Genomic DNA, 21209 nt, shown 5'->3' on the forward strand with positions numbered 1-21209 from the left:
ATCGCGATGGCTGTGAACTCATCCGGCCGACGGGCCGGCGAGGCCGTCTTCGCCGCCGTGGATCTCGGTGCCACCAGTGGCCGGGTGATGACGGGCCGGGTCGGCGCCGGCACGTTGGTGCTGACCGAGGCGCACCGGTTCGCCAACGAACCGGTGCGGCTGCCGGACGGACTGCACTGGGACGTACTGGCCCTGTACCAGGGGATGCTGGCCGGGTTGCGGGCGGCCGGGCGCAGCGGTCCGCTCGCTTCGGTCGGCATCGACACCTGGGCGGTGGACTACGGCCTGCTGGACGGGGACGGGGCGCTGCTCGGGGTGCCGTTCCACTACCGGGACGGGCGCGGCGACGGCATGGCGCGGCGGCTGCCGGAGGGCTGTGGCGCGGCGGAGCTCTATGCCGTGAGCGGGTTGCAGTATCTGCCGTTCAACACGGTGTTCCAGCTGCTGGCCCACCGTGCCATGGCCCAGTGGGAGGCGGCGCGGACAGTGCTGCTGATGCCTGATCTGCTGGTCCACTGGCTGACGGGCTCTGTGGGTGCGGAGATCACGAACGCGTCGACGACCGGTCTGTTCGACGCACGGGCCGGTGGCTGGTCGGACGCGCTGATCGGGCGGCTGGGGCTGGCGCGTTCGCTCTTTCCGCCGCTGCGTGAACCGGGTGATCCGGCGGGGACGCTGCTGGCCCACGTCGTCTCGGCCACCGGGCTGCCGGCCGGGACCCCGGTGACCACCGTCGCCTCGCACGACACGGCGTCGGCGGTGGTGGCGGTCCCTGCGACGGAGCCGGACTTCGCGTACGTCTCGTGCGGCACCTGGTCGCTGGCCGGTCTGGAGCTGGACGCCCCGGTGCTGTCCGAGGAGTCGCGCGCGGCGAACTTCACCAATGAGCGCGGGGTGGACGGCACCGTCCGGTACCTCCGCAACATCATGGGCATGTGGCTGCTGGAGGAGTGCCGCAGGGCGTGGGACCGCGAGGGCCCGGCCACCGGGCTTGCCGGGCTGCTGGCCGGCGCGGCCGAGGCGGAGCCGTTCGCCGCGGTGATCGATCCCGATGACGAGGCGTTCCTCGCGCCGGACGACATGCCCTCCCGGATCGACGCGTATCTGCTGCGGACGGGGCAGAGGCCACCGGGAACGCGCGGAGGCTATGTGCGGTGCGTGCTGGAGAGCCTGGCGCTGGCCCACCGCAGGACGTTGCGCCGGGCCGCGGAGCTGGCGGGCCGCGAGCCGACACGGATCCATCTGGTCGGCGGCGGCTCCCGCAACGAGCTGCTGTGCCAGTGGACGGCGGACGCGAGCGGGCTGCCCGTGACGGCCGGGCCCGCAGAGGCCACGGCGCTCGGCAACATCCTGCTGCAGGCCCGCGCCCACGGTCTGGCCGGCGGCCTCGCCGGGGTGCGCCGGCTGGTCGCCCGTACCCAGGAGCTGCGGCACTACGAACCCAGGGGGGACGGGCGGGACTGGGACCGCGCGGAGGCCCGGCTCACCGTAGATCACCTGCGAGGAAGGGAAATACCTGATGTCTGACGACCTCGCCGCCGAGCCCGACGGCGCCCTTGCGCGGACGTCCCGCCGCCGGACCCGGGTGGGGCTGGTCTCCGGGGGGCTCGGCGCGTACTGGCCGCAGTTCCCCGGCCTTCTCGAACAGCTGCGGGAGTCGGCCCGGTTCGTGACCGCACGGATCGAGGAGATGGGGTGCGAGGTGGCCGACGCGGGCTTCGTCTCCGATCCGCAGGAGTCGGCCAGGGCCGCAGAGCGGTTGCGGCGGGCCGACTGCGATCTGGTGGTGACGTTCCTGACGACGTACCTCACGGCGTCGATGGTGCTGCCGGTCGCCCAGCGCACGCACACCCCGGTGCTGGTCATCGACCTCCAGCCGACCGAGGCCATGGACCACGCGAACACCGGAACCGGCGAGTGGCTGGCGTACTGCGGTCAGTGCCCGCTGCCGGAGGTCGCCAACGTGTTCCGGCGCAGCCGCATCCCGTTCCGCTCGGTCTCGGGCCATCTGCGTGACGAGAACGCCTGGGGCAGGATCCGCCGCTGGATCTCGGCCGCCGGGGTGCGCGGTGCGCTGCGCCACGGCCGCCACGGGCTGATGGGGCATCTGTACCCGGGCATGCTCGACGTCTCCACCGATATGACGCTGGTCTCCTCGCAGCTGGGCGGCCATGTCGAGGTTCTGGAGTTCGACGACCTGCGGGTCAGGGTCTCGGCGGTCACGGACATGGAGACCGCCGAACGGGTCGCGCTGGCCCGGGAGGTCTTCACTCTGGACGATTCCGTCGACGAGGGCGATCTCGCCTGGGCGGCCCGGGTCTCGGTGGGTCTGGACCGGCTGGTGGCCGACTTCGCGCTCGACAGCCTCGCCTACTACCACCGGGGTCTTGAGGGCGAGATCCATGAGCGGCTGGGGGCCGGCATGATCCTGGGCGCCTCGCTGCTGACCGCCCGAGGGGTGCCGATGGCCGGTGAGTACGAGCTGCGCACCAGCCTCGCCATGCTGATCGCCGACACCATGGGGGCGGGCGGTTCGTTCACCGAACTGCAGGCGCTCAACTTCCGCGACGGGGTCGTGGAGATGGGTCACGACGGCCCCGCCCATCTGGCGATCAGCGCGAAGGACCCGCTGCTGCGCGGTCTGGGCGTCTACCACGGCAAGCGCGGCTGGGGTGTCAGCGTCGAATTCGACGTCACCCACGGGCCGGTCACCACGTTCGGTATCGGTCAGGAGGCCGACGGCTCGTTCGTGCTGATCGCGTCCGAGGGGGAGGTCGTGCCCGGTCCCCTCCTGGAGATCGGCAACACGACCTCCCGGGTGGACTTCGGCTTCGATCCCGGTGAGTGGACGGATGCCTGGTCCGCCACGGGCATCGGTCACCACTGGGCGCTGTGCACCGGCCACCGTGCCAGGGACTTCCGGGCCGCCGCGGACCTGCTGGGCCTGCCCTTTTGTACGGTGACCGGGCCCAACGCACTCTGACACGGACGGCGGCTCCCTCAGGGGGCCGCCGGGGTGTCCAGGCCGAGTTCGCCGTCGCCGAGGGGGGCGAAGAACCGCTCCACGTCGGCGTCGGTGACCTCGGTGAGCGAGGCGGGGCTCCAGCGCGGGTTCCGGTCCTTGTCGACGATCTGGGCGCGTACGCCCTCGACCAGGTCGGGCCGGGTGAAGGCGGTGGACGAGACCCGGAACTCCTGGTCCAGTACGGCCTCCAGGCGGTCGAGGCGGCGTGCCCTGCGGACGGCTTCGAGGGTCACCTTGAGGGAGGTGGGCGACTTCGCCAGGAGCGTGGCGGCGGTCTCCTTCGCGGCGGGCTCGCCGCGGTCACCGAGGCGCTCGACGATCTCCTCGACCGTTCCGGCGCTGTAGCAGGAGTCGATCCAGCCGCGCTGTGCGGCCAGTTCACCCCCGGCGGCCGCGCCGGTGAAGCGCCGCACCGTCGCGGCGATGTCCGAGGGCGTGGTGCACAGGTCGAGGGCGGCGACCAGGCCGGGAAGCTCCCGCGACGGCACGAAGTGGCCGGCGAGTCCGCACAGCAGCGCGTCCGCCGCGCCGACGGCTGCCCCGGTGAGCGCCAAGTGGGTGCCGAGCTCGCCGGGCGCCCTGCCCAGCAGGTAGGTGCCGCCGACGTCCGGGACGAACCCGATACCGGTCTCGGGCATCGCGATGCGCGAACGCTCCGTGACGATCCGGATCGAGCCATGGGCCGAGACGCCGACACCGCCGCCCATCACGATGCCGTCCATGATCGCCACGTATGGCTTGGAGAACCGGGCGATACGGGCGTTCAGCCGGTACTCGTCACGCCAGAAGTCCAGTGCGGCCCCGCCGCCGGCCAGGGCGTCGTCGCGGATGGCACGGATGTCGCCGCCGGCGCACAGCCCCCGCTCCCCCGCCCCCGTGAGCAGCACGGCGGCGACGGATCCGTCCCGTTCCGCCGCGTCCAGCGCTTCCGCCATGCGCAGCACCATGGTGTGGTTCAGCGCGTTGAGGGCCCGGGGCCGGTTGAGCGTGAGGTGGCGTACGCGCCCTTCGGTGTCCAGCAGGACGGGATCCTCGTGGTTCATGCGTGCGCTCCGGTCAGCCCCAGTAGGTGCCGCTCCGCCGGTCACGGACGGCCTTACGCTGCCATTGTGCGCGGCGGCCCCGGAGCCCGGGTATGAGGGGTGGTGGCGGCCGCGGGGCGGCGGTCCGGCCACTGACCGGGAGGGTTTCCGCTGTGGCAGCCGTACCCGACCGGCCGGACAATTGGGTCAGTCAGTACGGCAGCCCCGCCGGACGATCTTCGGAGCAGGAATGACCGATCACGACCGGCACCCGATCATCCCGGTCCGGCCCGGCCCGTCGGCCGGGAAGCCGCGCAACGGCGACATCGGGACGGCGGAGCGGCTTGCCATGAACCGCACCGGCAGTTTCGAGTGGGATCTCGATGCCCGGACTCTGGACATCGACGAGGCGGGCCTGCTGGTGTTCGGCCTGGACCCGGCCACTTTCGACTCACGGCCGGAGTCCCTGGTGGAGCGGCTGGAGCCTGAGGAGCGGGCCCGTCTCGATACGGCGATCGACGAGGCCGTCAAGGGCGGGCGCAGCTCGTACAGCCTCCATTTCCGGGTCCCGACGGAAGAGAGCGGCGACCAGTGGACCCATATCCAGGCACGGATCCTGCGCAGTGCCGACGGCCGGGCACACCGGGTGATCGGGGTGGTGCAGGACGCGACTGCGGAAGTCACCCATTCGGCCTTCGTGCTGGAACTGGAAAAACGCCGTCAGCGCCAGACCGACATCGTTGAACGCACAACGAGCGCGTTGTCGCGGGCGGTGACCGTGGACGACGTGACGGCCGCTCTGACGGGACCGGGCGGGCTGGCCAGGCTGGGCGCCGACGGTCTCGCGCTCGGCCTGCTGGACAACGCCACGCTGAATGTCATCGCGCTGAGCGGCGACTCCCTGGAGGTCATCGACGAGCTGGGGCAGGGCCGGCTCGACCGGAACTTCCCGCTGGCCGACACCGTTCTCAGCGGCCGTCCGCGCTTCGTGAGCTCGCTCGGCGCGCTCACCCGGCGCTATCCGGTGCTGGAGCCGTATATGGGCCAGCTGAAGTTCCAGGCGGCTGCCTACCTGCCGCTCGTCGCGCAGGCGCGTTCACTCGGCGGACTGGCGCTCTTCTACCGGGAACGCACGGCCTTCAACGCCGACGAGCGCAATCTCTGTCTGGGGCTCGCCGCGATCGTCGCCCAGTCCCTCCAGCGGGCCAAGCTCTTCGACGAGGAACGGGAATTCGCCACCGGTCTCCAGTCCACGATGCTGCCCCGGCGGATCCATGACATCGAGGGCGGCGAGATCGCGGTCCGCTACCACGCGGCGTGGAGCGGCCGCCAGGTCGGCGGTGACTGGTACGACGTGATCCCGCTGCCCAAGGACCGCTTCGGCATCGTGGTGGGCGACGTGCAGGGTCATGACACGCATGCGGCCGCCATCATGGGCCAGCTGCGGATCGCGCTGCGTGCGTACGCCGGGGAGGGGCATCCGCCCTCGACGGTGCTGGCGCGCGCCTCCCGGTTCCTCGCCGAACTGGACACGGACCGGTTCGCCACCTGCACCTACGCCCAGGTCGATCTCGGCACCGGAACGGTGCGGGTGGTACGGGCCGGTCACTTCGGGCCGCTGATCCGGCACACGGACGGCCGGGTCGGCAGCCCGCAGGTACGCGGCGGCCTGCCCCTGGGCATCTCCACCGATTTCGGGGACGAGGAGTACCCCGAGACGCGGCTCGATCTGGTCCCCGGAGAGACGCTGGTCCTGTACACCGACGGGCTGGTCGAGGAGCCCGGCGCCGACATCGACGCGGGGGTGCGCACGCTCGTCAACGAGGTGAGCGCGGGCCCGGCCGGGGCGGAGGCACTGGCCGATCATCTGTCGGACCGGCTGTGGGAGCGCTGGGGCTCGGGCGACGACGTGGCGTTGCTGGTGCTGCGCCGCAGTCCGGACCCGGGTTCACCCCGGGCGCCACGGCTGCACCAGTACATCCATCAGGCCGACCCGGAGGGGCTCTCCGACGCGCGGACGATCGTGCGGCAGGCGCTGACCGACTGGGGCATGGCCGAACTCGCGGACGACGCGGAGATGGTGACCGGGGAGCTGCTGGTGAACGTGCTGCTTCACACGGAGGGCGGAGCGGTGCTCACCCTGGAGGTACTGCCTGAACCGGTGCGGCGGGTACGGCTGTCGGTGCAGGACCGCTCCAGCGCGTGGCCCAGGCGCCGGACACCTGGCGAGACGGCCACGTCCGGGCGGGGACTGCTCCTCCTGGACGCCGTCGCCACGCGGTGGGGCATCGAGCCGCGCGGCGAGGGCAAGGCGGTCTGGTGCGAGATCGGGCCTGCGGCGCCGCCCACCTCCCCGCCGGTCCACCGGTCCACGGACACCCGGTAGTCACCGGTGCGCCCGGCGGCCGCCACGAGAGGCGGTGCCCGCATGACGCGGTGCCCGCGTGACGTGCTGCCCGTTGCCCGGACGGGGTGTCAGCTCCGTGGGCACGGTGGGTGGACAGCGTTGAGGGGCGTGCCGCGACGCCGAACGCGTTGCGGCACGCCCCTCGACCGGACTGCCGGGCGCCCGGACCGCCGGACTACGTCAGTGCTGAGCGGTGCGACGCTTGCGCACGGACCACATGATGCCGCCACCGGCCAGCAGCACGGCGACAGCCGCACCACCGATGATGGGAGTGGCGGACGACGAACCGGTCTCGGCCAGGTCCGGCGAGGAGGGGCTCGGCGCGGCTGCGGCGGGCGCAGACGACGAAGCGGTCTCGCTGGGGGTGTCGGCCGGGGTGGGCGCCGAGGTCGTGGGCGTCTGAGACGGCGTGGACGGCTCGGACGGCTTCGTCTCGGAAGGCGTGGGCGTCGGCGTCGGGGTCTGCCCCTCGCACACCGGTGCCGTCTTCTCGTCTTCCTTCGAGTACTGGTCGCCGTCACCGGCCTTGACGGACAGGTGCACCGTCAGGGCCTTGTCGTGCTCAGGCAGGTCGATCGTCTTGTCGAGCCCCTTGCCGAAGCTCTCCGTCGGCAGCAGCTCCTTACCGTCAACGGTCACGGTCACCTGGTTGGTGACCCTGTCGTTGTACGCGCTGAGGTGAAGGCTCACCTCGGTACAGGTCACGTCCCAGGTGGGGGTGTGAGCTGCGGCCGGACCGGCGGTGAGAACCACGCCGGTCAGACCGACAACCGCGGCGGCGGCGAGGGTTCCCGCAGCGCGCAGCGATCTCCTGGGTATGGTCATGGATTGTTCCTCCGCAAATGTTTCATCGCCCGAATGGCGGTGGGGCGCACAGTACTGCCCCTGTCTCCCGGATGTGCACCCGCCCCACACACCATCCGACGTCACAACTGACAGCACATCGTCGCTGGTTGGGACATGACGGACGCCCCGGTCCGGCCAACGGCCGGTCCGCGGTGGCGCGAAGTGAGCGCATGACACCGGACCGTATCGTTCGCGGTGGCGTCAGAGCGGTCGGTGCATGATGTGCACGCCCACGAACCCGTGCTCCGGGTGGTTGAATCCCTCAGGCAGTGTGCCCAGGACTTCGAAGCCGAGCGAGCGGTAGAGCCCGACGGCGGCGACGTTCGTCTCCACTACGGCGTTGAACTGCATGGCCCGGAATCCCGCCGTGCGGGCCCAGTCGATCGTGTACTTGCACAGGGCCCGTCCCACGCCGCGTCCGGCGTGCCGGGGGTCGACCATGTAGCTGGCGCTCGCGATGTGCGAGCCGTTGCCCATGCGGTTCCTGTTCATCTTCGCCGTCCCCAGAACCGTCCCGTCGTCGGGGCGACGGCGACGACCGCACGGCTGGGCGACTTGACGAGCCACCACTCACTGGCGTCCTCCTCCCCCAGGTCGATGGGGTAGGTGAAGGTCTCGCCCGCGGCGACGATTTCGTGAAAGAACGGCCAAATAGTGGGCCAATCACTGATGGTTGCTTCCCTGATCAACATTGCGCAAAGACTGCCAGCCCCGGCCCCCTTTCGCGACCTCCTGATCCCTGTCCGCGGCGCCCTCCCTCCGTGGGCCCACCCGCTGACCGGCCGGCGGACGGATTCGGCCGCGCGAACCGTGCCCGCCACGCGGACGGCGCTCGGCAGGGTGGCCGGCCGAGCGTGGAGCGCGCTCCTGACGACGTCGCCCGCCACGCGCCCTGCGCAGTCGTAGCCGGGCCAGCAGGCCAAGAGGGCTTGCGCTCTCGGCCGGTTGGGCGGGCCCGAGCGGATCGCCGTCCAGATCCGCCTGTCGCGGAGACCCAGTGGGTCCGTCCGCCGTCATCAGCCCCACCGGTTCGGCCGATTCGACCGATTGAACTGATTCGACCGGGTCTGCTGGTTCGGCCCGGTCGACCGGGTCAGAACGATCGAACGGCCCGGCCGCCGTCGGGGGCCGGCCGAACACCTCCAGGTCCGCGCGCCGTTCGTCACCGGGCCGCGGCGCCTGACGGTCCTCGCGGGCACCGTCCAGCTCCATGATGAGGTTGACCCGTCGCCAGAGGATCTCGTCGGGCTCGTCCGCCAGCATCAGGCGTCCCATCGTGTCCTGCGTGGCCGATGCCCCCCGTTGACCGAAGACCGGTTCCGGCCGGACCCGGGCGAAGTAGGCGCGCTCGTAGGGATCGTCCACCACTTCCGCCAGCTGGGCCGGGTCGAGCGTCTGGGCCACGACCGCCGCACGCGCCCAGGGATCTTCGCTGAGGCTCAGCAGCCGTTCGATCCGCCGCGAGCGCCAGTTGCGCGGGCGGCAGTCCCTGCCGGAGTCCAGCCGGTCGCGCATCCAGGCCGGGCTCCTGCCCACCAGCAGTTCGGGCGAGCGGGCGGCCAGTCCGCCCAGCTCCTGAGCGAGATAGAGCCACACCACCGCCCGGTAGCGGTTGAGGTAGAACGCGACCGGCGTGACACATCCCGCGCGGGCCAGCCGGGTGAAGCGGACCGGGCTGATGCCGAGCAGCCGCGCGCCTTCCGCCGTCCCCACCATCCGCACCCGCTCCCGCAGGGCCCCCGGGAAGCCGTGCTCCGAGCGGAGCCGGTCGATCTCCTCCTGGCGGACCCTGGGCCGCCCACCGCCCCGCAGCGCCTGCACCCGGACGATACCCAGGTGCACCGCAAGCTCGAACTCCCCCCGCTTCAGGACAAGGTCCGCAGCGGCCCGGCTCGCGGCGACCGTGTCAGCCCCGTTCGTACCTACCGCATCCGTCACCGGCATCACGATTCTCCCCCGTGAGATCCGAATACTCTCTGTGATCGAAGGTAGCTCAGAGAGAGTGCCGGCTGCCCGGCCTGTGGATAACTCACGGGCCGGGCAACAACGGTGAGCGCGGGTCCGGTCAGCGGTACTGAGCGCCGGGCCCGACGTCAGCGCTGAGCGGCCGACTCGTCAGAGCCGGTCGAATCCGCCGATTCCGTCCTGCCGCGCCGCTACACCGAGGTGCTCCCCGACCTTGTTGACCAGCAGCGTCATCTCGTACGCCACCTGCCCCACATCGGCCTCGGCCTCGCTCAGCACACACAGGCAGCTGCCGTCCCCGGCGGCCGTCACGAAGAGCAGTGCCTCATCGAACTCCACCATGGTCTGCCGGGCCCTTCCCGCACGGAAGTGCCGTCCCGAGCCGCGGGCGAGGCTGTGCAGCCCGGACGAGACCGCCGCCAGATGTTCCGCGTCCTCACGTGCCAGTCCCGTACTGGCTCCGGTCACCAGACCGTCGTTCGACAGCACCAGGGCGTGCCGTATCTGTTCCACCCGGCTGGTGAGATCGTCAAGGAGCCAGTCGAGTCCCCTGTCCAGTGCCATTCCGTTCCTCCCCGTTCATACGTTCCCCGTGCACCACTTACGTGTAAGCCTTGCGCACGGGTCACGTCCGGGCAAGCACCCCTCCGCGGATCGGACAGGGCGAAATCGGGCCAAGTCTGCTGAGCCCACCACGCGGGGAGCCGGGTCCTGCGCAACAGGCCCCCGACCGAAGAGCGCTCGCCCCGGACGTTCCGCGTCCGGCGCCTACACTGGTCCCCTCGGGTGCGAGGAGTCGGCCCACGCGGACGGGAGTGAAAGAGTGTCGACAGGTGCCGGCGGCGGTTTCCAGGATCCGCCCGCAGAGGTGCTGGCCCAGGCGGCTGCCGCGTTCGGTCTGCTGGCGACGCCCGCCCGGCTGCACATCGTGTGGGCGCTGGCCCAGGGCGAGAGTGATGTGACGGGCCTGGCGGAGCGGGTGGGCGGCACACTGCCGTCCGTGAGCCAGCATCTGACGAAGCTGAAGCTGGCCGGTCTCGTCCGATCCCGGCGCGAAGGCCGCCGGCAGGTGTACCTGGTCGATGATCCCGAAGTGGTGACGGTCGTACGGCTCATGGTCGGCCAGCTCGCGGAGCGGGCCGGGTACCCGGCCTCGCAACCGGTACGGCTCCATGAGCTCGGCGCCTGAGAACGCTGCCGCGGCGGGGACGGGCGACGGGCCCGGCGTCGTCGTGCCGATGCCCGGCACCACCGCGGGCTCGGCGACCACCCCGCGACCGACTGCGGCTCCCACGTCGCTCCAGGTCCTGCGTGCGCTGGACAGCGGGCCTCGGGGGCTGGTCGAGGCCGAGGCGGAGGAGCGGCTGGCCCGGTTCGGAGAGAACACCCTCCCCGCGTGGCGCCCGGTCCCCTGGCCACTGCGCTTCCTGCGCACTCTGCGAGACCCCTTCACCTCCGTCCTGTTCTGCCTCGGGCTGGTCTCGGCGGCGGTGAACGCGTGGGGCACGGCGTCGGTGACGCTGGTGCTGGTGGTGGTCAGCTGCCTGCTGAGGTCCGCGGAGGAGCACCGGGCCGACCGGGCGACCGCCGCGCTGCGCGAGCTGGTCGCGACGACAGCCACGGTGCTGCGCCGCAGCGGGCACGGGGCGGCGCCGCAGTCCCGCGACATACCGGTCGGGGAACTCGTTCCGGGCGACGTGATCAGGCTCGGCCCCGGGGACCTCGTGCCCGCCGATGTGCAGCTGCTGCGCGCGAGCGGCCTCACTGTGCACCAGTCCGCCCTCACCGGGGAGTCCGCGCCCGTCGTGAAGCATCCTGCGGACGAGGGATTGCGGCAGCAGGCCCCGCCCGCGCTGCACAGCGTGACCGAGGGAGCGGGGGGTGTGTTCGCGCAGCGCCGGCTCTGTTTCCAGGGCAGCAGTGTGGCGTCCGGGAGCGGCACGACGGTGGTGGTCGCGACCGGTGAAGACACCCGGTTCGCCGCCGCGTACGACCGCTCGGCGCACCTGCGCGGCGCCAGCGCGTTCGACCGGTCGGTGCAGGGGATCTCCTGGACCCTGATCCGCTTCATGCTGCTCACCCCGCCGCTGGTCCTGATGGCCAATGCCGCGCTGCGCGGCCGGGGGCTGGAGACGCTGCCCTTCGCCGTGGCCGTGGCGGTGGGGCTGACACCGGAGATGCTGCCGGTCATCGTCACCACGGCGCTGGCGCGGGGAGCCTCGCAGCTCGCGCGGAACAGCGGGGTGATCGTCAAGCGGCTGCCCGCACTGCACGACCTGGGCGCGATCGATGTGCTCTGCCTGGACAAGACCGGAACCCTCACCCAGGACCGTCCCGTCGTAGACCGCTCGCTGGACCGGACGGGGAACCCGGACCCTCAGGTGCTGCACTGGGCGGCGGTCAACGCGCTGTGGACGCTTCAGCTCGCCGACCTGCCGGCTCCCGACGCCCTGGACGAGGCGGTGCTCGACGCCTCGGAGCAGCAGGAGGAGTCCGGTCCCGGGGGCGGGAGCCATCGTACCCCTGTCGGCTCGTACGACGCGGTGGCCGCCCTGCCCTTCGATCCGGTGCGGCGCCTGTCCACCGCGGTCGTCCGGCTCCCCGGCCGACTCGGCACCCATGCGCTGGTCACCAAGGGCGCCGTGGAGGCCGTCCTGGAGCGGTGCGAACTGAAACCGGCGGAACGGGAGCGGCTGGCCGGCGTGGCGGCCCGGGAGGCCGCGGAAGGTCTGCGGCTGCTCGCCGTCGCCCGTACCGAACGGCCCGCTCGGCTCGGAACGTACACCCCCGCGGACGAGCACGCGTTCGACTTTCTCGGCTTCGTGGCCCTGCGGGACGCGCTCACGCCGAGCGCCGCCGACGCGCTGGACGTACTGGCCCGCCGCGGGGTCGCCGTGAAAGTGCTCACCGGGGACCACCCGGGCACCGCGGCCCGTGCCTGCCGGGACCTGGGGCTCGATCCGGGGCAGGTCGTCGCCGCGGAGGAGATCGACGCGATGACCGGGGCCGAGCTCGCCCGCACGGCCGACCACGCGACCGTATTCGCCCGCTGCACCCCCGGGCACAAGGCCAGGATCGTCGCCGCGCTGCGTACCTCCGGGCACACCACGGGGTTCCTCGGTGACGGCGTCAACGACCTGCCCGCCCTGCACGCCGCCGATGTGGGCATCTGCCCGCGCAACGCGGTCGACGTGGCTCGGGAGACCGCCGACGTGGTCCTCGCGGAGAAGGACCTCGGCGCCATCGACCACGCGATCACCGCGGGCCGGCGCAGCAGCGGCAACATCGCCACGTATCTGCGCATCACGCTCTCCTCGAACCTCGGAAACGTCATCGCGATGCTGGCCGCAGGTCTGCTGCTGCCCTTCCTACCGATGCTTCCGGCGCAGGTCCTGGTCCAGAACCTGTGTTTCGACGCGGCGCAGCTCGCTTTCGCCTTCGACCGTCCCGCCTCCTCCGTGCTACGGCGGCCGACGGTGCTGCGCCCGCGGGACTTCCTCCGGTTCATCACCCGGTTCGGGCTGCTGAACGCCGCCGCCGACCTGGCGACCTTCGCCGTGCTGGCCCTCGCCCTGCACGATTTCCGGGCAGACGACCAGGCGGCCTTCCACTCCGGATGGTTCACCGAGAACCTCCTCACCCAGGCCCTGGTGATGCTGCTGCTGCGCACCGGGCGACGGGCCGCGGAGGGTCGCACGGGCGGGCCACTGCGGGCGGCCGCGGCCGGTCTGGCGGTCGTCGGCGTCCTGCTGCCGCTCACGCCGCTCGGCCCGCCACTGGGTATGAGCGCGCTGCCGCCGCTCTACTACCTGCTGCTCGCCAGCGTCCTCGCGCTGTACGCGTACGGCCTCGCCGCGGCGCGCAACCGCTACGAACGGAAACGGGGGCTCTCATGACCACGGCGAGCGACGACCGCACGGAGTCCGGGGCGCGAGCTGTGGCGGGACCCGGCGCGGAACTGCCGGACGCCGCCGCGGGAAGCACTCACGGCCGGACGGCGCGGGTACGGCGCGCCACGTCCGACGACATTCCGACGCTGGTCCGGATGCGGGCCCTGATGCTGTCCGACATGGGGCTCGACACCGGCGACGAGGGCGCGCCGTGGCGCGCCGCCTCCGCGCGGTGGTTCGCCGACCGGATGCCGCTGTCGGACGAGTTCGCCGCGTTCCTGGCCGAGGATCCCGAGGTGGGCGTGGTGGCGTGCGCGGTCGGCGCGTGCGACGCGCACGCGCCGAGTCCGGCCAACCCGAGCGGGCTGCACGGACACGTGTCCAACGTCAGCACCGATCCTCGACGGCGCAGGCTCGGCCATGCCCGCGCCTGTCTCGACGCACTGCTCACCTGGTTCGAGCAGGAGACGCGCGTGACCGTGGTCAGCCTCAATGCCACCGGGGACGGCGCCGGACTCTACGAGTCGTTCGGATTCGCGCCACCCCCGCACCCCTCGTTGCAGCTGCGGACCGCCGGGCCTTCGGCCTGAGCCGTCATCGGGCGGGTCAGCCGTACGAGAGGTCGCCGCACAGGTCGTCGTCGGCCGAGCGGGCTTCACCGGCGACGCCGGACGGTACGGCGTCGGCCGTCGATGCCGCCGGGGCCGCCGTGGGGTTCTGGGCGTAGTCGCTGCCGACGACGACCTGGATTCCGGCGTCCGACGACTCCGTGGTGCGCGCTCCCTCGAAGAGCCGGGCCGTGTTCTCGGCCTTGTCACGGAGGCCTGGGCCGTAGGTGACCAGGGTCCGGGTCCGGTCCTGGGAGTTCGCTGTGGCCGTGCCGGTGACGGTGAAGCCGTGCGAGCGCAGCAGCTCCGCCGCCTTGGCCGCGAGCCCGGTCACCGTGGTGCCGTTGTAGACGGCCACGTCGGTGCCCGCGCCGGAGACCGGAGCGGTGGGAGAGGGCGACGCCCCGCCGGACGCCGCCGAGCCGCCGTTTCCCTTCTTGCCCGCCGCGTTCTGCCCGTCGATTGTGCGGTCGGCCTTGAGGGACGCCCAGAGTGCGCCGGCGTCCGGTTCCACGATCGCGACGCGGGCGCCCTGGTAGCGCCAGGGGATGGTGACGAACTTCGTGTTGTGCAGGTCGACGTTCTTCATCGACATGGCGAACGACAGCAGTCGGTCGGCCGAACCGAGCCCCGGGTCCACGGTCATCGCTTTGGTGGCCGCGTTGGCGAGCGGCAGCAGGGTGGTCGGGTTCAGTCCGCGGGACTTGACCTTCTTCACGAGGGAGCCTACGAAGGCCTGCTGCCGCTTGATGCGCCCTATGTCGGATCCGTCGCCGATACCGTGCCGGATCCGTACGTAGTCGAGGGCCCGCTGTCCGGAGACCGACTGCGGGCCCTTGGCGAACACCAGGGACCCCCGGGGCGCCCGCTTGGGATTCAGGTCGCGCTGGTAGATGTCCTGCGGCAGGCAGACGGGTATCCCTCCGACGGCCGAGGTCAGCGAGGAGAATCCGGCGAAGTCGACCACGATGGTGTGGTCGACACGCAGTCCGGTGAGGTGCTCGACGGTGTTCTGGGTGCAGGCGGGGTTGCCCTCGGCCGTCTCCCCCACCGAGAACGCCCCGTTGAACATGGTGTTCCGCTGCGGAGCCGTCCAGCTGCCGTCGGGCTTCTTGCAGGCCGGGATGTCGACCAGGGTGTCGCGGGGGATGGACACCGCGACGGCGTGCTTGTGGTCGGCGTAGACATGGAGCAGGAACGCGGTGTCGGAGCGCCCTACGTCGCCCGTGCCACCACCGAGCCCGCTGTTGGCGCCCGCTCGTGAGTCCGATCCGATCACCAGGACGTTCTGCCCCTCGGACGTGTCGGGCGGGCGGTCGCCGGAGATTCCGTCGGCGCTGAACGTGTCGATGCTGCCGTTCAGCTTGAGGTACCCCCAGCCGACCCCGGCGACCAGCAGTACGAGGAGCGAGAGCCCGAAAAGGCTCGTCCGCCGCAGGCGGCTCCCGCGCCCCTTTGTCCCCGCGCCTTTGTGACTGCCCGCCATGTCCCACCCCAGTTCGTCCGGCTTCCATGGAGTCGGACTCGCACCGCCCACGCATGGTTGTACAGTTGCGCAATGTAGCAAGTGTTCATGTCTGAATGGATCACTGGACCACCGGACCTGTCCATGGTCGGCCTCATCCAGTGTCCACGAACACCTGCCGGAATCATTGACCGGAAGACACCCGAAGAAAGGGCGTGAAGCGCATGCTGCGCAACGGCCTCGAACCCTGGCACCTGCTGATCATCGCGCTGGTCGTGGTGATGCTGTTCGGCGCGAAGAAGCTGCCGGACACCGCGCGCGCCCTGGGCAAATCCATGCGGATCCTGAAGAGTGAGGCGAAGGCCATGAAGGAGGAATCGCCTCAGTGAGCGGAGCGGCCACAGATTCTGTGCCGCCTCTCCACTTCATAGCTTGCGCAATCGGGGAACCGCAGGGGCGGGCCGTCGTTCAACTCGGTGACGGCCGAAGTAGTACTGATCAACGGATCACTGGATCATTGGAGGAAGTTCATGGGTGTGACCCTGGCCAAGGGCGGCAATGTCTCCTTGTCGAAGGAGGCACCCGGCCTGACCGCGGTGACGGTCGGCCTGGGCTGGGACGTACGGACGACGACGGGCGCCGATCACGACCTCGACGCCAGCGCGCTGCTGTGCTCGGAGGCCGGCAAGGTCCTCTCCGACCTCCACTTCGTCTTCTACAACAACCTCAACAGCCCCGACGGTTCGGTCCAGCACACCGGTGACAACCTGACGGGTGAGGGCGAGGGCGACGACGAGTCCATCAACGTGGACCTGGCGGGTGTCCCGGCGGATGTCGCGAAGATCGTCTTCCCCGTCTCCATCCATGACGCGCAGAGCCGGGGGCAGAGTTTCGGCCAGGTGCGCAACGCGTTCATCCGCGTGGTGAACCAGGCCAACGGGGTGGAGCTCGCCCGTTACGACCTCAGCGAGGACGCGTCGACGGAGACGGCCATGGTGTTCGGCGAGCTGTACCGGCACGGGGCGGAGTGGAAGTTCCGCGCGGTCGGCCAGGGGTACGCCTCCGGCCTGGCCGGTATCGCGTCCGACTACGGCGTCAACGTCTGACCTCTTCCGTGCGGTGACCGGCCTCTCCGGTGCGGTGACCGAATACGTACGGGTCCGGCCCGCTCTCCTGCCCTGCGGAGTGCGGGCCGGACCCATTCCCGTTGGCCGCGGAGTGCGGGCCGGAACCCGTTCCCGTTGGCTGCGGGCGATCCGGGGCACTGCCGCGAGCAGCGGTTACGCGATCATGTCCGTATGGCCGATGACCACACGCACGTCCAGGACTTCTTCAGCGCCCGCGCCGCGGACTGGGACGCCCGTTTTCCCGACGACGGACCGGCCTTCGCCGCTGCGGTCTCCGCCCTGGGCCTGTGCGAGGGCGACGCCGTACTCGACGCGGGCTGCGGTACGGGACGGGCCCTGCCCGCCCTGCGCTCCGCGGTCGGCCCCCGGGGTACCGTGCTGGGCTCCGACCTCACCGCGGCCATGCTGGAGGCCGCGGCACGCGCGGGCCGCGACCGCGGTGGGCTGCTGATCCAGGCCGACGCCGCCCGGCTCCCGGTGCGGGCCCAGGCGCTCGACGCCGTGTTCGCGGCCGGTCTGATCGCACATCTGCCGCAGCCGGAACGGAACCTGACGGAACTCGCCCGGGTGGTGCGGCCCGGCGGACTGCTGGCGCTCTCCCATCCCATCGGCAGAGCGGCGCTGGCCGCACGTCACCGCCGCACGCTCACCGAAGACGATCTACGGGCGGAGCCCAACCTCGCCCCCATGCTGGCCCGTTCGGGCTGGCGGCTGAACACGTACCTCGACGAAGAGACCCGCTTCCTCGCCCTGGCCGAACGGATGAGCTGATCCCCGCACCCCGCGCCGGACGGCTCACTCGGCCGGTGCGTCCGGACGGCTCAGGTGCCGGACCGGGCAGCCGCCCGTGCCGGGCGTGGGGTAGGTGCCGAGTCCGGACACCTCGTAGCCGTTCGGATACCCCTTGATCTCGGGATTCTGGCGGGCGTAGTGCGGGGTGGCGCGAGGCGGCAGCAGCCGCACCGCTCGGGCCCTCAGCCGCAGGGCACCCCGGGTGAGCCCGCGTGCCACCGGTCCCGGGCGCTCGTAGCGGAAGGCCCGTAGCAGCGAGTCGTCGAGGAGCGCGAGGCTCGCACCGCGCACCACCCGGGCGAGGGGGCGCGGGTACCAGGAGGCCATCAGCGCCAGCGTGGCGTCCGATACCTCGCGCGCCCCCTCGTCCCAGCCGAAGTGCTCCTCCTCATAGGCGTCGAGGGTCCGCTCGAAGTCCTCGTAGGTGTGCGGCAGTTCCTTGATACCCATGTGCGCGCCCAGGGTCCGGTAGTAGGCGGCGCACGCCGCCTTCTCGTGCCCGGAGAGCCGGCGCCAGCCGTAGGCGTCGAGCCACCGCTTCGGGGTGACGACGAAGGTGCACAGCACATAGCGCATGTCGTCTTTACTGATGTCGTAGCTGCGGTGCATCTGGTTGACGCGGCGGATCGCCGTACGCCCCGGGACGCTGTCGAAACCGTGCTCGACCACGGCGTCCAGGAGGAGCGCGGTGTCGTCGTAGCGCTTCTGCGAACGGCTCGTCAGCTCCGCTGTCTCGGCGAGCAGTCGACCGATGCTGGGGACGGCGTATGTCCGGTACAGCGCGAGTTCGAGGGCCCGGGTGATGTCCCAGGGGAATTCGTACGTGGCCGTGATCCGGTAGATCTTCAGGAAGTCCCGGTCCGGATCGAGGCGTTGGATATCCCTCAGCCGGTCGTAGCGCTTCACCGCACCGTCCCCCTCTTCGTCCCGGCCACGTGTCCAACCCTACGTGCGCGGGCAGGACCGTGAGTACGCGCGCAGGACAGGGAACGCCGTGCACGCGAGGCACATCCTCCCGCGTGCGCACGATCCCTGTCAGGCACATACATATCCAGGATGGGCGGTTCCCATGAGCGACATGTTCGGCATACTCCGCAGAGCCGTGAACCCCGGCCGCAAGGGCGACCGGCCCGCCGGTGCCACCAAGGCGCCGGAACGCCGGCAGCACAATCTGTTCGACGCGGCGGCCACGTTCGTCGCGGCATCGGCGGAGGACGACCAGGAGCGGATGGACGAGGCGAGCGGCTGGGTGTCGCCGGAAGCGCTCTCCTTCGGGGTCGGAGAACTGGCCTGCCGGGCGGTCATCGCCCTCGCCCGCGAGCGCGGCGAATCACCCGAAGCGGTGGCCCGCGATCTCCTCGGACTGGCCGGCGAGTAGAGGTTCCGTCCTCGGCACACCGGCACCGGGCCACCAGTCGCTCCGCCTTGTCAGGGCCTCGACGAGTGGGTTACCCACTGGTTAAGGTGCGCCGACGGACAACCATGACGGATGAGGAGGGTGCAGTGACCGGGACGGACGACGCAGTCGCCGATGACGCACTGTACGTACTGACCGCGGTCCTGCTGACCCCGGCGCAGTTCCCGAGCGTGCTCGGCGACGACTATCCGGCGGCCTGCGCGGCACTCGGTCTCGCCCCCCACACCACGGGATACGGGCTGGTCATGGGTCAGGACGGCGACGGGGCCAGATGGACCGTCGTCGTCGATGACGTCTCCCTGGTGGCCGTGGCGATAGCGTCCTGGGACTGCGGCATGCAGTACGACCTGTCCCCCGACGAACACTCGGTGGTCTGCGCTCTTCCCGGCTGGCCGCTCGCCGTGGCGGTCGCCGCGCCGGGCCTGGCCGCTCCGCACGACCCCGCCCCTGATCCCGAGGCGGACGGCGGCGAGCTGCCGCCGCTGGCTCCGCCGGACCCGGATGTGTGGGGCTCGGCCCAGCGCCGGCTCGGCGCGGACGCGGTCGCATCGCAGTGGGCGGACTGGCGCGAACAGATCAACGACGGGACCACGCTCGCGGCGACGGACGACAGGCAGGCGGCGGAGACCACCGAGGACGATGAGGCGTCCGGTGCGAACGATGAGAACGGTGAGAACGCGAGCTTCCCGGACCGGGCGGACCGCGAGGACGCGGACGCCGCCACCGCGGGCCGTGCGAGCTCGGAGGCCGAGACCGGGGACGGCGAGAGCCCGGACACCGATTCCGCAGGCCGTGAGGGCAGCGTGCCGGGGCACTCTGCCCCCTCCGGCACGCATCCCGGTGTCCGGCGGGCTCTGGACGAAGCCCGCGCCTACCTCGACGCCCCGCCGCCGCCCGGCCGGGTCCGGTCCTCGTTCGCGCCGGGGGACGCCCGGACGATCCGGGCCGACGGCCCCGGCTGGTCCATGGTGGCCAGGACCGACGACATGGCGTTTCTGCTGCTGGACGAGATGCCGGGCGAGATACTGCCGGTCCGGCGCGGTGCGGCACTGCCCGGTCTGCTCAAGGCTCTGGACACGCTGGCCGTACGGCCCTCCTGAGGCGCCCCGGACGCGGATGCCGGGCGGCTCCCCGCTCCGGGCCCCTGAGATCAGGGGCCCGGACCACTAGCGGCCGATCTCCTTACGGCTGATCCTGCGGAGCCTGCGCCGCTGGCTGGGGTCCAGTGCCAGGTACGCGATCGCGGGAACTCCGATGAGCACCAGCAGTGACAGCCAGAACCCGATGAACGGCATCAGGACGACTGCGACGACGACTCCCCCGATGGCGATCTTTGCGCTGTTCGACATCGTCCACGCCTCCTTCGCGGCCAGTGGCCGCTCCTGCTGTGAGAACGCCTGTGCGTGCTCATCGGTTCCAGCCTGCCCCGAACCCGTCGGGAACGGTCACCTGAGCGGTGCGCCGACCTCGTGCATGTGCTCAAGCGCCTGGCGGTAGGACTCGATGAGTCCGGTTTCCGCGTACGGCATGCCGAGCGCCTCGCAGTGGGCCTTGACCAGGGGCTGCGCCAGCCGCAGATGCGGGCGGGGCATGCTCGGGAAGAGGTGGTGCTCGATCTGGTAGTTGAGCCCGCCGAGGAACCAGTCGGTGAGGACGGCGCCCCGTACGTTGCGCGAGGTGAGGACCTGGCGCTGCAGGTGCCCCCAGCGGTCTCCGTCCGGGTCGGGCATCTCCATGCCCTTGTGGTTCGGGGCGAAGGCCATGCCCAGGTGGAGGCCGAAGAGCGCGTGGTGCACGAGAGCGAAGACGACGGCCTTGCCCGGGGACATGACGGTGAGCAGCAGCGCGGCGTAGAGGCCGAGGTGGGCGACGAGGAGCAGGGCGGAGAGGGCGCGCTCACGGGCGGGCTGGTGTCGCAGGTACTGGAAGCCGGAGACCTTCAGGGCGATGCCCTCCAGGAGCAGCATCGGGAAGAACAGCCGGGCCTGGTTGCGGGTGAGCCAGCGGGCGAAGCCCTCGCGCTGTGCGGCCTGCTTCTGGGTCCAGACGAGGGCGCCGACGCCGACGTCGGGGTCCTTGTCCACGTGGTTGGGGTTGGCGTGGTGGCGTACGTGCTTGTCGTTCCACCAGGCCTCGTTCATGCCGAGGAACAGGTTGGCGTGGACCAGGCCGATGGCCCGGCTCGCCCTGCGGTCGCCGGATATCTGGGCGTGTCCGGCGTCGTGCCCGACGAACGCGGTGCGGGACCAGAAGATGGCGAGGGGCAGCGCGAGCAGCAGGGTCCACCAGGTGTTGCCGAGGAGGACCATGCCCGTGAGCACGGCGCCCAGGGCGAGCAGGTTGGCGGCGATGCCGGCCGCGTACCAACCGGTGCGGCGTTCGAGGAGCCCTTGCCCCTTGACGGCCCGCAGCAGTGGCGCGAAGTCGCTTCCTGTACTTCCGGCACTTCCGGCACTTCCGGCACCGTCACGGGTTCGTTCCGCGACGGTGGTTGCGGCCTGAGGCATGATGTCTCCGGTCTTAAGGGATGCGCTGACCTGATGAAACGTACGGGTCGCAGATATAAGGCAGCCATGGAGCCACCACCCGAGGTTTCCTGGTGCCAGCCCCCTCATTCCGGAGGGGGGCTGGCTACACCTGACCGA

At 71.2% G+C, this 21209-nt stretch carries 19 protein-coding genes and 1 pseudogene; 11 read left to right on the forward strand and 9 right to left on the reverse strand.

Annotation, left to right across the window (positions count from 1 at the left end; translation table 11 throughout):
• Nucleotides 1-6 precede the first annotated feature (6 nt).
• Nucleotides 7-1527, forward strand: a complete 1521-nt coding sequence (locus tag RLT59_RS00500; protein WP_311301501.1) for a rhamnulokinase — start codon at nt 7-9, stop codon at nt 1525-1527.
• Nucleotides 1520-2983, forward strand: a complete 1464-nt coding sequence (locus RLT59_RS00505) for an L-fucose/L-arabinose isomerase family protein (RefSeq protein ID WP_311301502.1) — start codon at nt 1520-1522, stop codon at nt 2981-2983. The genes RLT59_RS00500 and RLT59_RS00505 overlap by 8 nt, the downstream gene beginning before the upstream one ends.
• A 17-nt stretch (nt 2984-3000) precedes the next feature.
• On the opposite strand, the gene RLT59_RS00510 is transcribed toward RLT59_RS00505, so the two are convergent.
• The gene (locus RLT59_RS00510) at nt 3001-4068 is read right to left on the reverse strand and encodes an enoyl-CoA hydratase/isomerase family protein (protein ID WP_311301503.1); all 1068 of its coding nucleotides are present in this window, start codon (nt 4066-4068) and stop codon (nt 3001-3003) included.
• 229 nt (nt 4069-4297) lie between these two features.
• On the opposite strand from RLT59_RS00510, the gene RLT59_RS00515 reads away from it, so the two are divergent.
• A complete protein-coding gene (locus RLT59_RS00515) occupies nt 4298-6433 on the forward strand; it encodes a SpoIIE family protein phosphatase (RefSeq protein WP_311301504.1) in 2136 nt (711 codons plus the stop codon).
• Between the two features lie 201 nt (nt 6434-6634).
• Here the strand turns inward: RLT59_RS00515 and RLT59_RS00520 are convergent, their stop codons facing one another.
• The 4 genes and pseudogenes from RLT59_RS00520 to RLT59_RS00535 form a co-directional block, all read right to left on the reverse strand.
• Nucleotides 6635-7279 (reverse strand): LAETG motif-containing sortase-dependent surface protein, encoded by a 645-nt coding sequence (locus RLT59_RS00520; protein ID WP_311301505.1) that lies wholly within the window; start codon nt 7277-7279, stop codon nt 6635-6637.
• A gap of 222 nt (nt 7280-7501) precedes the next feature.
• Nucleotides 7502-7992 (reverse strand): annotated as a pseudogene (locus tag RLT59_RS00525) (GNAT family N-acetyltransferase).
• The gene (locus RLT59_RS39255) at nt 7964-9238 is read right to left on the reverse strand and encodes a DUF6397 family protein (protein WP_399124569.1); all 1275 of its coding nucleotides are present in this window, start codon (nt 9236-9238) and stop codon (nt 7964-7966) included. Before RLT59_RS39255 ends, RLT59_RS00525 begins: the two are co-directional and overlap by 29 nt.
• A gap of 177 nt (nt 9239-9415) precedes the next feature.
• Nucleotides 9416-9829 (reverse strand): roadblock/LC7 domain-containing protein, encoded by a 414-nt coding sequence (locus tag RLT59_RS00535; RefSeq protein WP_311301506.1) that lies wholly within the window; start codon nt 9827-9829, stop codon nt 9416-9418.
• A 259-nt stretch (nt 9830-10088) separates the two neighbouring features.
• On the opposite strand from RLT59_RS00535, the gene RLT59_RS00540 reads away from it, so the two are divergent.
• Genes RLT59_RS00540 through RLT59_RS00550 form a run of 3 tightly spaced genes read left to right on the forward strand, consistent with a single transcriptional unit; the run spans nt 10089 to nt 13745 of the window.
• Nucleotides 10089-10454, forward strand: a complete 366-nt coding sequence (locus tag RLT59_RS00540) for an ArsR/SmtB family transcription factor (protein ID WP_073733875.1) — start codon at nt 10089-10091, stop codon at nt 10452-10454.
• Complete coding sequence (gene mgtA, locus RLT59_RS00545; protein ID WP_311301507.1) at nt 10438-13161, forward strand: magnesium-translocating P-type ATPase; 2724 nt, start codon at nt 10438-10440, stop codon at nt 13159-13161. The genes RLT59_RS00540 and mgtA overlap by 17 nt, the downstream gene beginning before the upstream one ends.
• Nucleotides 13158-13745 carry a GNAT family N-acetyltransferase gene (locus tag RLT59_RS00550; protein ID WP_311301508.1) on the forward strand — a complete coding sequence of 196 codons (588 nt, stop codon included), beginning with the start codon at nt 13158-13160 and terminating at the stop codon, nt 13743-13745. The genes mgtA and RLT59_RS00550 overlap by 4 nt, the downstream gene beginning before the upstream one ends.
• A gap of 16 nt (nt 13746-13761) precedes the next feature.
• On the opposite strand, the gene RLT59_RS00555 is transcribed toward RLT59_RS00550, so the two are convergent.
• Nucleotides 13762-15249 (reverse strand): LCP family protein, encoded by a 1488-nt coding sequence (locus RLT59_RS00555; protein ID WP_311301509.1) that lies wholly within the window; start codon nt 15247-15249, stop codon nt 13762-13764.
• A 203-nt stretch (nt 15250-15452) separates the two neighbouring features.
• Between RLT59_RS00555 and tatA the strand changes: the two genes are divergently transcribed.
• The 3 genes from tatA (at nt 15453) to RLT59_RS00570 (ending at nt 17126) form a co-directional block, all read left to right on the forward strand.
• Nucleotides 15453-15617: a Sec-independent protein translocase subunit TatA gene (gene tatA, locus RLT59_RS00560; protein WP_073734671.1), complete on the forward strand. Its 165-nt coding sequence runs from the start codon at nt 15453-15455 to the stop codon at nt 15615-15617.
• A 141-nt stretch (nt 15618-15758) separates the two neighbouring features.
• Complete coding sequence (locus tag RLT59_RS00565; protein ID WP_311301510.1) at nt 15759-16334, forward strand: TerD family protein; 576 nt, start codon at nt 15759-15761, stop codon at nt 16332-16334.
• A 192-nt stretch (nt 16335-16526) separates the two neighbouring features.
• Nucleotides 16527-17126, forward strand: coding sequence for a class I SAM-dependent methyltransferase (locus RLT59_RS00570; protein ID WP_311301511.1), 600 nt, complete (start codon nt 16527-16529; stop codon nt 17124-17126).
• 24 nt (nt 17127-17150) lie between these two features.
• Here RLT59_RS00570 and RLT59_RS00575 read toward each other — a convergent pair whose 3' ends face one another.
• Nucleotides 17151-18053, reverse strand: a complete 903-nt coding sequence (locus tag RLT59_RS00575; RefSeq protein ID WP_311301512.1) for an oxygenase MpaB family protein — start codon at nt 18051-18053, stop codon at nt 17151-17153.
• 163 nt (nt 18054-18216) lie between these two features.
• Between RLT59_RS00575 and RLT59_RS00580 the strand changes: the two genes are divergently transcribed.
• Both RLT59_RS00580 and RLT59_RS00585 read left to right on the forward strand, forming a co-directional pair.
• Nucleotides 18217-18525 (forward strand): hypothetical protein, encoded by a 309-nt coding sequence (locus RLT59_RS00580; protein ID WP_311301513.1) that lies wholly within the window; start codon nt 18217-18219, stop codon nt 18523-18525.
• 125 nt (nt 18526-18650) lie between these two features.
• Nucleotides 18651-19664, forward strand: coding sequence for a hypothetical protein (locus RLT59_RS00585; protein ID WP_311301514.1), 1014 nt, complete (start codon nt 18651-18653; stop codon nt 19662-19664).
• Nucleotides 19665-19730: 66 nt separating this feature from the next.
• Here the strand turns inward: RLT59_RS00585 and RLT59_RS00590 are convergent, their stop codons facing one another.
• Nucleotides 19731-19913, reverse strand: coding sequence for a tail-anchor membrane protein (locus RLT59_RS00590; RefSeq protein WP_024489709.1), 183 nt, complete (start codon nt 19911-19913; stop codon nt 19731-19733).
• 96 nt (nt 19914-20009) lie between these two features.
• Nucleotides 20010-21071, reverse strand: coding sequence for a fatty acid desaturase family protein (locus RLT59_RS00595; RefSeq protein WP_311301515.1), 1062 nt, complete (start codon nt 21069-21071; stop codon nt 20010-20012).
• Nucleotides 21072-21209: the final 138 nt, after the last annotated feature.

The organism is Streptomyces sp. ITFR-6, assembly GCF_031844725.1.
In the GTDB taxonomy this organism is placed as follows: domain Bacteria; phylum Actinomycetota; class Actinomycetes; order Streptomycetales; family Streptomycetaceae; genus Streptomyces.

Coding starts and splice junctions, on each gene's coding strand:
- RLT59_RS00500 (WP_311301501.1), top strand. CDS start 7: ATGGCTGTGAACTCATCCGGCCGACGGGCCGGCGAGGCCGTCTTCGCC.
- RLT59_RS00505 (WP_311301502.1), top strand. CDS start 1,520: ATGTCTGACGACCTCGCCGCCGAGCCCGACGGCGCCCTTGCGCGGACG.
- RLT59_RS00510 (WP_311301503.1), bottom strand. CDS start 4,068: ATGAACCACGAGGATCCCGTCCTGCTGGACACCGAAGGGCGCGTACGC.
- RLT59_RS00515 (WP_311301504.1), top strand. CDS start 4,298: ATGACCGATCACGACCGGCACCCGATCATCCCGGTCCGGCCCGGCCCG.
- RLT59_RS00520 (WP_311301505.1), bottom strand. CDS start 7,279: ATGACCATACCCAGGAGATCGCTGCGCGCTGCGGGAACCCTCGCCGCC.
- RLT59_RS00535 (WP_311301506.1), bottom strand. CDS start 9,829: ATGGCACTGGACAGGGGACTCGACTGGCTCCTTGACGATCTCACCAGC.
- mgtA (WP_311301507.1), top strand. CDS start 10,438: ATGAGCTCGGCGCCTGAGAACGCTGCCGCGGCGGGGACGGGCGACGGG.
- RLT59_RS00550 (WP_311301508.1), top strand. CDS start 13,158: ATGACCACGGCGAGCGACGACCGCACGGAGTCCGGGGCGCGAGCTGTG.
- RLT59_RS00555 (WP_311301509.1), bottom strand. CDS start 15,249: ATGGCGGGCAGTCACAAAGGCGCGGGGACAAAGGGGCGCGGGAGCCGC.
- tatA (WP_073734671.1), top strand. CDS start 15,453: ATGCTGCGCAACGGCCTCGAACCCTGGCACCTGCTGATCATCGCGCTG.
- RLT59_RS00565 (WP_311301510.1), top strand. CDS start 15,759: ATGGGTGTGACCCTGGCCAAGGGCGGCAATGTCTCCTTGTCGAAGGAG.
- RLT59_RS00570 (WP_311301511.1), top strand. CDS start 16,527: ATGGCCGATGACCACACGCACGTCCAGGACTTCTTCAGCGCCCGCGCC.
- RLT59_RS00580 (WP_311301513.1), top strand. CDS start 18,217: ATGAGCGACATGTTCGGCATACTCCGCAGAGCCGTGAACCCCGGCCGC.
- RLT59_RS00590 (WP_024489709.1), bottom strand. CDS start 19,913: ATGTCGAACAGCGCAAAGATCGCCATCGGGGGAGTCGTCGTCGCAGTC.
- RLT59_RS00595 (WP_311301515.1), bottom strand. CDS start 21,071: ATGCCTCAGGCCGCAACCACCGTCGCGGAACGAACCCGTGACGGTGCC.